Below are 13,325 nucleotides of genomic sequence, written 5' to 3' on the forward strand. Positions count from 1 at the left end.
GATGATTATTACAGATCTCCTGGCCGATCAGAACGGAGAAATCTGGATAACGACCTTCAGCGGCCTCCTTACTTTTGATGGATACGATTTCAGGAATTTCTACCCGGACCCCAGGGATTCTACCACCATTGATGATTTGCTCCTCTACAAACTCGCAGAAGGAAAGGATGGCCATATCTGGATCGGTAGCATGAATCGAATCTATCGCTATAATCCTCAGACCGGTATATTTAAGAATTACCCATTGCAGGAATACGTGGAGTATCCTGCTGATGCACAACCAATGGTCGCCAATATTGAGGCGGACCATAAGGGAACAATGTATTTTGGGATCGTATCAGGTACGGGTTACAACGATTACCCGGGATTACTCAGATATTCAGAGGCCGAAGACAGCTTTGAACTTGTGGATCTGCCCAATGGGGAACCCGTCCAGAATGTATACGGAATGTTCAGTAATGAAAAAGGTCAGATCGCCATATATAGCGATGAAGGTTTTATAATCATGGGACCTGAAGGCACTGAATTCCAAAGCAATGAACAACTCTCAAAGTACGCCTGGAAAGATGGGGAATTCGCAACGGATATGGTATGGGATGATCAGGGCCATCTATGGCTTGTAACCAACCTCAGGCGTCTCGGAAAAATTGATATGTCTGCGGATTCAATAGCGTTTTGGGACTTTGAAGAACCCTACAATGGAACGGGTGACGGGAGTGTACGGATCGGTTTCGATAAAGGGCGTTTATGGGTCAGTCATGACAAAGGCATTGAATTATTCGATATCGAGGCAGGCCGTTTCGCTACGCCGGAAAATATGTTGTCCCGACCCTTTACTACCTTCCTTACAGATGAAATGGACAATATTTGGCTCGGTACAGGGGCTTATGGATTGTATTGTATACCCACGAAGCAATCCCTGACTTCCTACCTGCATAATCCAGATGACCCGGCCTCTGTTACGGAAGGTTGGGTGAGTAATCCATTTGAAGACGAAGAAGGCAATATATGGTTTGCCACCTTCAATTGGGCCGGGGCAGAAGGACTGAATAAAATCGATCCTGAAACCGGTAAAATCGAAAAGTTTTTATTCAGGGATAAATTGCCTCAGTTTGATCGGTTGCAAATGATCAACGCATATGACAAGGGGCGCCTGCTCTTCAGATCCGGTAATAAAATATACGGGTATGATGTGAATACCGGTGAGGTCCTGTACCCAGATATCTTAAGTGATTCGGAAAACATCGAGTTTTTGAACTATGTATACCGGGATTCTGAAGGGGATCTCTGGATTTGCACCATGTCCGGGTTATACAGGCAGTCCGGGGAGAAATACAGTCTGTATGATTTTAGCCAGGGCGAGATGGGTCAGGTAGTCAGCAATGAAGTACTTCAGGTTCTCGAGAGTAAACGCGGTGGACTCTGGGTTCAGACCAATGAAGGTTTGTTTTTCCTCGACAAAAAAACAGATGAATTGGTGAGGCATGGGTATGACCCCGGCAAAGGTCCGGTATTCTCCTCCCAGGATATCAATTCCCTTTTGGAAGATGAGGATGGGTACCTTTGGGTGGGTACCTGGCAAGGAGGGCTAAACAAGTATCATCCGGACAAGAAGGAGATTAAATACTACGGTATAGCAGATGGTCTTCCCAGCCCCAGCATTCAGGGTATATTGGAAGATGAAGCAAACGAGGTTTTATGGCTGAGTACCTTCCGGGGACTGGCACGATTCGATAAAAAATCGGAAACCTTTACCAGCTATGGGAATGAGGCTGGAGCCCAAAATCTTTATGCTGATAAATCCGCTTTGGAATTGGCAAATGGACTATTTGTTTTCGGGGGTAGTAACGGGGTAACGGTCTTCAATCCTTCCAATTTCAGTGGGGACAGCCAGCCCCCGATCACAAGGATCACAGGAATGAAGGCAGGGGACGATTCCGTGCCCTTTTCTGGGAATGAAGGGGTGCCTTTAAAGTACTCACAGAACAATGTCTCCATAACCTATACAGGAATCCATTACGATAATCCATCCAAAAATCAATTTGCCTACAAGCTTTCCCCTGTAGACGAGGACTGGCGCGAAGTTGGGGGTTCCCGCTCCGCCTATTTTTACGATTTGAAACCGGGGGATTACACCTTTTCCGTGCGTGCCGCAAGCCCAAATGCCGTTTGGAGTGAGCCCGAGACGGTTGCATTCACAATTGCCCCGCCCTGGTGGTTAACCTGGTGGGCCTACACAGGCTATGGCCTCATTGTATTGGCAACTATCCTTATGCTACAACGAATTCAAAAGTCGAGAACCATACGCAGAGAACGGGAACGCGTAAAGGACAGGGAACTCGAGCATGCACGGGAAATCGAAGAAGCCTATTCGGAATTAAAGGCGGCACAAACCCAGCTGATCCATTCCGAAAAAATGGCCTCCCTGGGGGAACTTACCGCGGGTATCGCTCACGAGATCAAAAACCCTTTGAACTTCGTAAATAATTTCTCGGAGGTGAGTTGTGAACTCATCGACGAAATGTCAGAGGAACTGGAAAAAGGAGATATACCTGAAGCTCAAGCAATCGCCGGAGACGTCCGGGAAAACCTCAAAAAAATCTCACAACACGGCCAGCGGGCCGACAGCATTGTACAAGGTATGTTGCAACACAGTCGCAGCAGTGATGGCAAGAAGGAACCTACAGACCTCAATGCCCTGGCGGATGAGTACCTCCGCCTGGCCTACCACGGGTTACGGGCAAAAGACAAATCCTTTAATGCCTCTATGGAAACCGACTTCGACCCTGCGGTAGGTAAAATAGAAGTGGTACCCCAGGAGATCGGAAGAGTACTACTCAACCTGCTTACCAATGCCTTTCATGCCGTAAAAGAGCGGACGGAAAAGGAAACCGGTCCTTATGAACCCAAGGTTTGGGTAAAAACCCAAAAAACCGCGGATGGCGTGGAAATATCTGTCCGGGACAATGGAGGTGGCATTCCCGATGACATCAGAGAGAAAATCTTCCAGCCCTTCTTTACCACCAAACCCACAGGGGAAGGCACGGGTCTGGGGCTTTCCATGAGCTACGACATCGTGACCAAGGGGCATAATGGGAAACTCAAAGTCGAAAGTAATCAAGGTGACGGGGCTGTATTTTTTGTTATCTTACCTGTATAATCGTTTGACCGATGTCCCGAAGTCCTTATTCTACCAGGCAAATCTTTCTGGTTCTTTTTGTATTCTTTAGTGCCTTTTACTCCTATGGACAACATTATGCGGCAGGAGGCGCCGGGCAAAGTGATATCGCTTTTGAAATCTTTGAGCTTCCCGGGGGGTCAACGGGCAATGCGGTTACGGCAATTATCCAGGATAGCCTGGGCTATATGTGGTTCGGATCACAGGCGGGATTACACCGTTATGATGGGAAGAATTTTATTACCTATAATTCAGATCCCATAAACCAAAATACACTCAATAGCGACTACATTGAAGATATTTATCTGGATAAATCCGGGATGCTCTGGCTGACGCACTGGAGCGGTGGAGGTCTAACGGCATATAATCCGGAACAAGACACCTTTACCAGATATGTCAACGATGTAAACGATCCGGAATCTATTTTAATAGGCGAAACCTCATCCATCATTGCAGATTCAGAGGGGGACATATGGGTAGGAGGTCGCTTCGGGGTTTCCAGGCTCAATAAAGAAACGGGGAAATTCAGACGCTATTCGCATGACTCAACCGATTCCCGCTCACTGTCGGACAATGAAGTCAGAGGGCTTTACTTGGACACGGAAGGGACGATATGGGTTGCGACAGGTATGCCATGGACCCCGGACAACAATGGCGGGTTGAACAGGTACGATCCGGATACAGACTCCTTTGAGCGCTTTATGCACGATCCCGGGGATTCCACCACCCTTTCCAATAATAAGGTAAGGGCCATGTTTGAAGACAGCAAGGGCAATTTTTGGGTCGGCACGGCAAGGGATGGGCTGCACCTTTTTGACAGGGCTAATAAAACCTTTACCCGCTATGCGTTCAATCCTGAGGCTCCCGATGCGCTTTCCATGCCTTTTTTAAAAGGCACGGACCTCTCCAGCGCGGCGCCCTGGAATCATATTGCTTCCATTATGGAAGATCACAACGGCCGCCTTTGGATTTCTGCTGTAGGGGGTGGATTAAATATCTATGATCCGAATTTGAATACTGCAAGGCATTTCGAGGCCTCGGAAGGTGAAAACCAATTGACGTCCAACTTTATCTGGCAAACCTTTCAAAGTGATGACGGGACCGTCTGGATTTCCACAGCGGGAGAGGGTTATGCGGTCTACAAAGTGAAAGAAAACAGGTTCAAATTCCCCTATTTTGAAACTCAGGAACTCATAGATTCCGTTCGCGTCCAGCGCGGTATCATTAAAGATAGCAATGGGTCCATATGGATCGCACAGTCTGCTCCGAACCCAAATAGCCCGGAAAGATTGACTTCCAGACTATGGAGAATCGACCAGGAATCAGGGGATATTGAAGCCGTAAAATTTAAGCAAGATGAGTCTTCCCGGGAGCTCTCGGCATTTATAGGCAGTATCTCCCTCGATTCATCCGGTAACATCTGGGCAGGCACCACGGACGGGTATTTCATCGGAAGTCTTACAGGGAATTCCTTTCGAGAATTCATTCCAGAAGATGATGAACCTGAGAGCTGGTGGTTAGCCCCGATTATTCAGAGCAGTACCGGGCATATATGGATTCCGTATTGGGGGCATGGCGTCATTCGCTACGATCCTGTAAAGGAGGAATATGAACTTTTTGAACATGATCCTGCAGATCCCAATAGCCCCTCCGGACCCAATGTGTGGTCGATCTATGAAGCTCCTGATGGTGCGCTCTGGATGGGTGGCGGTTCACCAACACCATCGAATACCACGCCTCTCTTCCTGGATCGATTCGATCCGAATACAAACACCTTTGAGCCTTTTATTAGTGAGTCGCTGCCCTTTGGTATGGTCTCCGATATCACCGCGAGCAGCACTGGAAACCTCTGGTTCATAGATTGGAATTACGGTCTATATAAACTGAATCCGGTTACCCGGGAGGTGAAACGTTTTAATGCTACAAACAGCTTATTACCCGGAAGCAGGCTGGAATCGATAGTTCAGTATCCCGGTGGGGATATATGGATTGGGACAGATTCCGAACTCATAGCCTTTGATCCGATTCAGGAAACCTTCTCAATTTACGATGAGCACCACGGAATACGAAAAGCGCTTGGCAATACAACGTCCGGATACCTCACCGAGGATGGGGAGTTGTTGTTTGCACGATGGGATGGATACCACGCGTTTAAACCCAATGATTTGTTGGGTAACGTAAAGAAAAAACTCCCCGATCTGCGAATTACCGGTTTTAAGCTAATGGATGATAAAATGATCAGTGGTCTTGCACATCGCCCGGAGGACCTGCTTCAGGAACCCATCTGGAAAACCGAATTAATAGAATTGGGAAATAATGAAAATACCTTCGCCTTTGCCGTAGCGTGTTTTGACTTTTACGAACCCGAGTCCAATATGCTGCAGTTTATGCTGGAAGGCTATGATCGGGGTTGGCGCGGTGATCTAAGAAATGGGGAAACACCCTTCTATATAAATGTGCCCCCCGGCGAATACACCTTCAGGTTACGGGGCGTAAACGGTCTTGGCGCCTGGAATACAGATGGTGTTAAACTTCAAATAAGAGTTAATCCCCCATGGTGGCAAACTCCATGGGCGTTTACCTTATATGCGATAATTTTCTTCGCAGGTGTCTTTGGCGTACACAAAATCCAGAAAAGGCGCCTTCTCCTACAGGAAAGAAAAAGGACCCAGGAGAGAGAGCTTCGGCAGGCTCGAGAGATTGAAAAGGCTTACAACCAGCTAAAAGAAGCCCAGCAACAACTCATCCAATCCGAAAAAATGGCCTCTCTGGGGGAACTCACCGCCGGAATTGCCCATGAGATTCAAAACCCGCTGAACTTCGTCAATAATTTTTCAGAGGTAAACTCCGAGTTGATCCGGGAAATGAAAGAAGCACTGGATAAAGGTAATCTGGAGGAGATTCATAGTCTTGCAGACGATATTGACGAAAACGAAAAGAAAATTATATTCCACGGCAAACGTGCGGATAGCATCGTAAAGGGGATGCTGCAACACAGTCGCAGCAGTGATGGAAAAAAAGTATCCACAGACCTCAATACCCTTGTGGATGAATATGTTCGCCTTGCCTACCACGGACTTCGGGCCAAGGACAAATCCTTTAACGCTAAGATAAAATCAGAACTGGACCCAAATGTTGGTAAAATAAGCGTCGTGCCTCAGGATATCGGCAGGGTTATTCTTAACTTACTGACCAATGCCTTCTATGCTGTAGACCTGAAGAAAAAGGAGAATCCGGACAGCTATTCCCCCGAAGTATTTGTCCGGACCTCAAAGAAGGAAAAAGGTATTGATATTGAGGTTGGTGATAATGGAAACGGCATCCCAGGGGAGGCCCTTGAAAAGATTTTTCAACCTTTTTACACTACAAAGCCAACGGGGCAGGGTACCGGACTCGGGCTCTCCATGAGCTACGATATCATAACCACAGGCCACGGGGGTGAAATTAAAGTAACATCCAAAGAAGGGCAGGGAACTACTTTTCGTATTTTCCTTCCCGTAAAGTGAACAACTGGCAAAAGGCCCAAAAAAATTAAAGACCGATGAAAATACTCGTAGTAGACGACGAAAAAGATGTGGAAATCCTGTTTCGTCAGCGTTTCCGCAAGGAAATTCGAAAAGGGGAACTCGACTTCCAATTCGCGTTCTCAGGTGAAGAAGCCCTCTCGGTCATGGAACAAATGGAACAGAAGGCCGTCCTGATTCTATCGGACATCAACATGCCAGGGATGAGTGGACTGGAACTCCTGGATGAAATTCGGAAGGAATACGATCAACCACCACCCGTGGTTATGATGATCTCGGCATACGGGGATGAGGAAAACCGAAATACTGCGAAAAGACTGGGCGCCAATGACTTTTTGACAAAACCACTGGATTTTACGCTCTTAAAGGACAAATTAATTTCAATTTCATGATGGCTAAAATACTGGTCGTGGATGACGAGACAGACCTCGAGATACTGATCAAACAGAAGTTCCGGAAACAGATTCGTAAAAACGAATATGAATTCAGTTTTGCCTTAAATGGGAAGGAAGCCCTGGAGAAACTTCGGGAAAACCCCGATATCGACCTGGTCCTCAGTGATATCAACATGCCGGAAATGGATGGACTCACCCTGCTCAGCAAACTCCATGAACTCAATCCCTTGCTCAAATCGGTCATTGTTTCGGCCTATGGCGACATGGACAATATTCGTACTGCCATGAACAGGGGGGCCTTCGATTTTATCACGAAACCCATCAATTTTGAGGACCTCACGATCACTGTGGAAAAAACCCTCAAACACGTGCGGCAGTTGCAGGAAACCCTAAAGGCGATTCAGGAGAATAACATCTTAAAAATGTATGTGGATGAAAATGTCCTGAATTTTATGGGGAGTCAGGAATACGAATCTCAAATTTCGGCAAATGAGAATATTGAAGCCACAGTGATGTTTATCGATGTCTGTGGATTTACGGCCATAACCGAGCGAACACCTGCAGATTTGGTCGTAAAGATGCTCAATACGTATTTCGATGCCATAGTAAAGGAAATCATCGCGCACGAAGGATATGTGGACAAATTTATGGGGGACGCGGTAATGGCCGTATTCCGTGGGGAATATCACCTGGACCGCGCTATCGATTCGGCCCTAGCCATCCGAAATAAAATCGGGGAGCTCCCCGAAATACAAGGAATTGCTGAATACAAGCCTATGGTTTCTATCGGGATTAAAAGTGGAGAAATGGTGTCGGGGAATATCGGTTCCTCCAGTCTGAAACGCCTGGATTATACCGTCATCGGGGATTCGGTAAATGTAGCGGCACGCCTGCAGGGCGCAGCCGGTGAAAACCAAATCGTCATCTCCAGGGACTGCTATGAGCATGTGAAGGAATCCTTTAAATGCAACAAACTCGGGGAAGTATCCCTGAAGAACAAATCGGAACCCCTGACGATCTATGAAGTTCTCGAGTAATCAATTTTTAGTAGCTATTTTGAAGTGAGCAGTTTCAGTGGATAGTAGCAGTTGGCCGTGCCTGGTGCTAACTGTGAAATACAACTTTGAACCCCTGCCTAAGGCATCCCCCTACTCCACTAAAATATCCGCCATTTTTAATTCAACAACCTTACCCAGGGTCCTGAGTTGAGCCACATCGAATTGAGAGGCATATCCGTAAGAAGGCCGTACACCACCTGAACCGCATCGACTGTTTTGTCGGCCTGGGAGCCCGTAAAAAGAACCAGCCTGCCCCTTTTCGCGGGCTCAAAGACCGGGTCTATATAGTTGCCCCCGGTGGCATATGCCAGGGATCGAAATTCACGAACCTCCTGAAACAGCAGGCCCGAAAGGCTATTGGTATAGTACGCATGGAGCTATTTTTAGGTTGGCAAACTTCTTTAAAACTACTTGGAAAAATCCATTTGTCACATTTTGGAATAGCCAGGGGTATTCTGAAGGAACTCCTTTAGGATTCCCGGGGGGTCCCAATGCAAAACCCCGGCCAAAAGCCGGGGTTCTTCGCACTAATACTACTAAGATAAAAGGTTTAACGCAAGCGGTCCACAGATTTTACGAGATCTTCATCCTTTTTGATCGCCTTATTGGCCATCACTAAAAAAACGATAGTAAATACAGGAATCAGCATCCCAATACCCTTCTCAGAAACCGAAGTTCCTCCGGATAAATTTAGGGCCCGGTAAACGAAAAATCCTAGTAAAAAAAGGTTCAATAACATGTTGAGGCGATTCAACACGAATTGGTTCTTACGATTTTTGAATCCCAATAACGCGATTACAGCAAGGACAGCGGAAGCGTAAAAAACACCAGAGACCATTATGTCGTATTCCGCATAAACGGGCGTACCTCTTTCATCTGTCCATAAATTCAGCCAAAAGGGCAATACCCCTGCGAGCAGGCCTGCTACAAGAAGGTATACAGATTGTATGCGCTGAATCATTCGTTCTTAGAATTGAGAGACAAAAATACGTGAATCTGATATTTTATGCACGTGATTTGGAAGGGAATCCTAAGTGTTTTTCAGTCCGGGAATTGCAGGTAATTGTTAAAGAGGACCTTACATCGACATTTGGGATGAATAAAAAGGTTTATAGAAAAATATTCGTATATTCGCTCCGTTATTAGTTATAGCACTTCCCTACTCAGGGTTTTTTCCCAAGCAATATCCAAATAACTTTTCTTCAAGTTTATTGACAAAAGGATAATATCCATAACCATTTATTTTTTCAAGTATACATGTTTGAGATTTCCGAATTAAAGGCCAAGAAGCTACCTGAGCTTCAGGACATTGCCAAAAACCTAAATGTTCCCAAATTCCGTAGCCTTAAAAAGCTTGACCTGGTTTATCAAATTCTCGATTTGCAGGCCGCAAATCCAGGCGTTCTGAAAGATCAGAAAATAGTGAGCGAAGAATCCAAAAGCAAAGAGACTCCCCCCGCTCAAAGAACCCAGGAGAACAAACCAAACCCCAGAAAGCCGGAGGCATCCAGAAAACCAGAGGCATCCAGAAAATCGGAGGCATCCAGAAAATCGGAGCCTTCACAGAAAACCGAGTCCCCCAGAAAACCAAACCCCCGCAAACACACTTCTAACGGTCACGAAAAATCGGAAGATAGCGGACAGCGCAGGGATAAAAAGGATTCCGGACAGGGTAGAAACGACAAAAACGGCGATTCCCAGTCTCAAAAGGGGCCACATCGCAAAAAGGAGTATTCCAACAAAGGGAATACGAACGAAAAGAAAAGCAGCAATTACGATAAGGAGCTGAAAAACAAGTACAAGCAGCCGGAATACGAATTCGACAGCATTATTGCAAGTGAAGGAGTTCTCGATATTATGTCCGATGGCTACGGGTTTTTGCGTTCCTCGGATTACAATTACCTCTCCTCCCCTGATGATATCTATGTGTCTCAGTCACAAATAAGGCTTTTTGGTCTGAAAACAGGAGATACCGTTCTTGGAAACGTGCGTCCACCAAAAGAAGGGGAAAAATATTTCCCTTTGATCAAGGTCAATAAGATCAACGGCCTCGATCCTCAGGTTGTAAGGGACAGGGTTGCTTTTGAGCACCTCACACCCCTTTTCCCTCAGGAAAAATTTGATCTCGCAGAACGCCAGAGCAATATTTCCACCCGGATTATCGACCTGTTCTGCCCTATTGGAAAAGGACAGCGAGGAATGATTGTCGCCCAGCCCAAAACGGGTAAAACCATGTTGCTGAAAGATGTGGCCAATGCCATCGCGGCAAATCACCCGGAGGTATATCAAATCATATTATTAATTGATGAACGGCCGGAAGAAGTAACGGATATGCAGCGAAATGTCCGGGGAGAAGTCGTCGCTTCTACTTTTGACAAAGAGGCAACCGAACACGTACGGGTCGCCAATATCGTTTTGGAAAAAGCCAAGCGGCTTACAGAGTGCGGGCACGATGTTGTCATCCTTCTAGATTCCATTACCCGTCTGGCAAGGGCCTACAACACCGTACAACCGGCTTCCGGTAAAGTACTTTCCGGTGGTGTAGATGCTAACGCACTCCACAAACCCAAACGGTTTTTTGGAGCAGCACGGAAGATAGAGAACGGTGGATCCCTCACAATTATCGCTACCGCATTGACAGAAACAGGTTCCAAGATGGACGAGGTTATTTTTGAAGAATTCAAGGGTACCGGTAATATGGAACTGCAATTGGATCGGCGCATTTCGAATCGTCGGATCTTTCCGGCCATCGACCTTGTTGCCTCAAGTACGCGTAGGGATGACCTCCTGCTGGACGAGACAACCCTGCAACGCATGTGGATTCTAAGGAAATACCTTGCAGACATGAACCCGGTGGAAGCCATGGAGTTCATAGAACAACGCATCAAGCAGACGCGTTCCAATGAGGAATTCCTTATGACCATGAACGAATAGGAATTTACCATACATCATAAAAAAACCCGGTTACTTAACCGGGTTTTTTGTTTGATACAAGTGGCGTATTCCTTCCTGTTCTGCTGTCGTTTTCCTCAGGTCTAAACGCAAAAAAACCCGGACAAAGCCGGGTATAAATACTTCAAAAGGAGCCTGATTAGTTACAGGGTTGCAACCTGCTTTGTAAGCTTGCTCTTCAGGTTGGAAGCCTTATTGGAATGTATAATATTCCTTTTGGCCAACTTGTCAATCATACCAACCACAGAAGGTAACAAAGCTTCCGCTTTCTTTTTGTCCTTTTCCATGCGAAGTTTCTTAATCGCATTACGGGTGGTCTTATGCTGATAACGGTTGCGAAGGCGTACGGCTTCGTTCCTACGGATGCGTTTTAATGCAGATTTATGATTTGCCATAAAGATCTTTCTTAGCGTATGTCTTAATTCAAAAACTATGTAGCCCGTAGGGGAATCGAACCCCTGTTACCAGGATGAAAACCTGGCGTCCTAACCCCTAGACGAACGGGCCAAAATTTGTCTTTTAATCCAGTCGGGCGACAAAAACACCCGTTTCAGAACGTTTCGTAGCCCGTAGGGGAATCGAACCCCTGTTACCAGGATGAAAACCTGGCGTCCTAACCCCTAGACGAACGGGCCATTGGCTCGAAGCATAATTCGCTTCTAATTAGGCAGGTGCAAAAATACAATTATTTTTAACTAGACCAACTCCTGAAACTGTTTTTTTCTACCTAGTATGCCTTGGCAAAAATAACCCGATAGGGGGATGGTTTCCCGCTAACCATACACTGCCCCGGATCGGATACCGAATTCAGGGGAATGCAGCGGATGGTTGCCTTTGTTTCATCTTTGATGCGCTGTTCGGTTGCATCCGTTCCATCCCAATGCGCGGATACAAAACCACCCTTTGAATTCAACACTTCCTTGAATTCCTCATATGAATCCACGTCCGTTATATGGGTATCCCGGAAATCCAGTGCCTTGGCAAAAATTGCACGTTGCATCTCCTCCAGGAGGTCGGATATATGATCGACAATACCCTCCGAGGCAATGACTTGTTTTTCGAAAGTATCACGTCTGGCAACCTCAAAGGTTCCGTTCTCCATATCCCGTGGCCCGATAGCCACACGTACTGGGACCCCTTTTAATTCGTATTCATTGAATTTAAACCCTGGCTTATGCGTATCCCGGTCATCGTACTTTACGGAGATTCCCCTTGCTTTAAGGGCTTCGAGAAGCGGACGAACTTTTGTGCTGATCGCTTCAAGCTGGGCTTCTCCTTTGTAAATAGGAACTACCACAACCTGGATTGGGGCCAGTTTTGGGGGCAGCACCAGACCATTATCATCACTGTGCGTCATGATCAGGGCACCGACCAGGCGGGTGGAAACCCCCCAGGATGTCGCCCAGACGTGATCTCGCTGTCCATCGCGCGTATCGAACTGAACATCGAAAGCTTTGGCAAAATTTTGCCCCAGAAAGTGAGAAGTCCCCGCCTGAAGCGCCTTGCCATCCTGCATCAACGCTTCAATACAATAGGTCTCCAGGGCGCCGGCAAAACGTTCGCTTGCCGTCTTGGTCCCCCTGATCACTGGAACGGCCATATGGCCTTCAGCAAAATTTGCATAAATATCAAGGATGGTTTCGGCCTCTTCTACAGCCTCCTTCTCGGTCGCATGAGCCGTATGTCCTTCCTGCCACAGGAACTCAGCGGTTCTGAGAAACAACCGGGTACGCATTTCCCATCTCACTACATTGGCCCACTGATTGATTTTCAGGGGTAAATCCCGATAGGACTGAATCCACCTTCTGTACGTATCCCAAATAATGGTTTCAGAGGTAGGCCGAACGATAAGTTCCTCCTCCAGCTTTGCCGTTTCATCGACTACGATACCACTGCCATCCTCCGCATTCTTTAATCTGTAATGGGTGACTACGGCGCATTCCTTTGCAAATCCCTCCACGTGGCTTGCCTCTTTACTCAGATAGGATTTGGGAATAAAAATAGGGAAATAGGCATTTTCGTGCCCTGTTTCCTTGAACATAGCATCGAGTGCTGCCTGCATTTTTTCCCAGATTGCGTATCCATATGGTTTAATTACCATGCAACCCCGTACTCCGGAGTTTTCGGCCAGATCCGCTTTTACAACCAGTTCGTTGTACCATTTGGAATAATCCTCGGACCGTTTTGTTAAGTTTTTACCCATTGAAATTAGTTTGGC

Annotated in this window: 8 protein-coding genes and 2 tRNA genes; 5 read left to right on the forward strand and 5 right to left on the reverse strand. The window is 46.7% G+C overall.

Going from position 1 to position 13,325, the window contains the following annotated elements:
* The first annotated feature begins 1 nt into the window (after position 1).
* From QU605_RS05675 to QU605_RS05690, 4 genes are read left to right on the forward strand one after another with little or no spacing between them, the layout of a single operon-like run.
* The gene (locus QU605_RS05675; RefSeq protein WP_289724309.1) at positions 2 to 3,160 is read left to right on the forward strand and encodes a sensor histidine kinase; all 3,159 of its coding nucleotides are present in this window, start codon (positions 2 to 4) and stop codon (positions 3,158 to 3,160) included.
* Between the two features lie 11 nt (positions 3,161 to 3,171).
* Positions 3,172 to 6,684: a sensor histidine kinase gene (locus tag QU605_RS05680; protein WP_289724310.1), complete on the forward strand. Its 3,513-nt coding sequence runs from the start codon at positions 3,172 to 3,174 to the stop codon at positions 6,682 to 6,684.
* A gap of 35 nt (positions 6,685 to 6,719) precedes the next feature.
* Positions 6,720 to 7,094: a response regulator gene (locus tag QU605_RS05685; RefSeq protein ID WP_289724311.1), complete on the forward strand. Its 375-nt coding sequence runs from the start codon at positions 6,720 to 6,722 to the stop codon at positions 7,092 to 7,094.
* Positions 7,091 to 8,134, forward strand: a complete 1,044-nt coding sequence (locus QU605_RS05690; RefSeq protein WP_289724312.1) for an adenylate/guanylate cyclase domain-containing response regulator — start codon at positions 7,091 to 7,093, stop codon at positions 8,132 to 8,134. The genes QU605_RS05685 and QU605_RS05690 overlap by 4 nt, the downstream gene beginning before the upstream one ends.
* Before the next feature lie 571 nt (positions 8,135 to 8,705).
* Here QU605_RS05690 and QU605_RS05695 read toward each other — a convergent pair.
* Positions 8,706 to 9,116, reverse strand: coding sequence for a DUF4293 domain-containing protein (locus QU605_RS05695; protein ID WP_289724313.1), 411 nt, complete (start codon positions 9,114 to 9,116; stop codon positions 8,706 to 8,708).
* A 296-nt stretch (positions 9,117 to 9,412) separates the two neighbouring features.
* Between QU605_RS05695 and rho the strand changes: the two genes are divergently transcribed.
* Positions 9,413 to 11,089 carry a transcription termination factor Rho gene (gene rho / locus QU605_RS05700; protein ID WP_289724314.1) on the forward strand — a complete coding sequence of 559 codons (1,677 nt, stop codon included), beginning with the start codon at positions 9,413 to 9,415 and terminating at the stop codon, positions 11,087 to 11,089.
* Positions 11,090 to 11,250: 161 nt separating this feature from the next.
* Here the strand turns inward: rho and rpsT are convergent, their stop codons facing one another.
* The 4 genes from rpsT to proS all read right to left on the reverse strand — a co-directional run bounded on the left by rpsT (position 11,251) and on the right by proS (position 13,310).
* A complete protein-coding gene (gene rpsT / locus QU605_RS05705) occupies positions 11,251 to 11,502 on the reverse strand; it encodes a 30S ribosomal protein S20 (RefSeq protein WP_289724315.1) in 252 nt (83 codons plus the stop codon).
* Positions 11,503 to 11,542: 40 nt separating this feature from the next.
* Positions 11,543 to 11,614 (reverse strand) — tRNA-Glu (locus QU605_RS05710).
* Positions 11,615 to 11,670: 56 nt separating this feature from the next.
* Positions 11,671 to 11,742: transfer RNA gene (locus QU605_RS05715), tRNA-Glu, on the reverse strand.
* A 92-nt stretch (positions 11,743 to 11,834) separates the two neighbouring features.
* The gene (gene proS / locus QU605_RS05720) at positions 11,835 to 13,310 is read right to left on the reverse strand and encodes a proline--tRNA ligase (RefSeq protein ID WP_289724316.1); all 1,476 of its coding nucleotides are present in this window, start codon (positions 13,308 to 13,310) and stop codon (positions 11,835 to 11,837) included.
* Between the last annotated feature and the right edge of the window lie 15 nt (positions 13,311 to 13,325).

Source organism: Robiginitalea aurantiaca, assembly GCF_030380815.1.
Taxonomy (GTDB): Bacteria; Bacteroidota; Bacteroidia; order Flavobacteriales; family Flavobacteriaceae; genus Robiginitalea; species Robiginitalea aurantiaca.

What these genes read in the sequence shown, in the direction of transcription:
- QU605_RS05675 (WP_289724309.1), top strand. Translation starts at nt 2, where the DNA reads ATGATTATTACAGATCTCCTGGCCGATCAGAACGGAGAAATCTGGATA.
- rho (WP_289724314.1), top strand. Translation starts at nt 9,413, where the DNA reads ATGTTTGAGATTTCCGAATTAAAGGCCAAGAAGCTACCTGAGCTTCAG.
- QU605_RS05685 (WP_289724311.1), top strand. Translation starts at nt 6,720, where the DNA reads ATGAAAATACTCGTAGTAGACGACGAAAAAGATGTGGAAATCCTGTTT.
- QU605_RS05690 (WP_289724312.1), top strand. Translation starts at nt 7,091, where the DNA reads ATGATGGCTAAAATACTGGTCGTGGATGACGAGACAGACCTCGAGATA.
- QU605_RS05695 (WP_289724313.1), bottom strand. Translation starts at nt 9,116, where the DNA reads ATGATTCAGCGCATACAATCTGTATACCTTCTTGTAGCAGGCCTGCTC.
- proS (WP_289724316.1), bottom strand. Translation starts at nt 13,310, where the DNA reads ATGGGTAAAAACTTAACAAAACGGTCCGAGGATTATTCCAAATGGTAC.
- rpsT (WP_289724315.1), bottom strand. Translation starts at nt 11,502, where the DNA reads ATGGCAAATCATAAATCTGCATTAAAACGCATCCGTAGGAACGAAGCC.
- QU605_RS05680 (WP_289724310.1), top strand. Translation starts at nt 3,172, where the DNA reads ATGTCCCGAAGTCCTTATTCTACCAGGCAAATCTTTCTGGTTCTTTTT.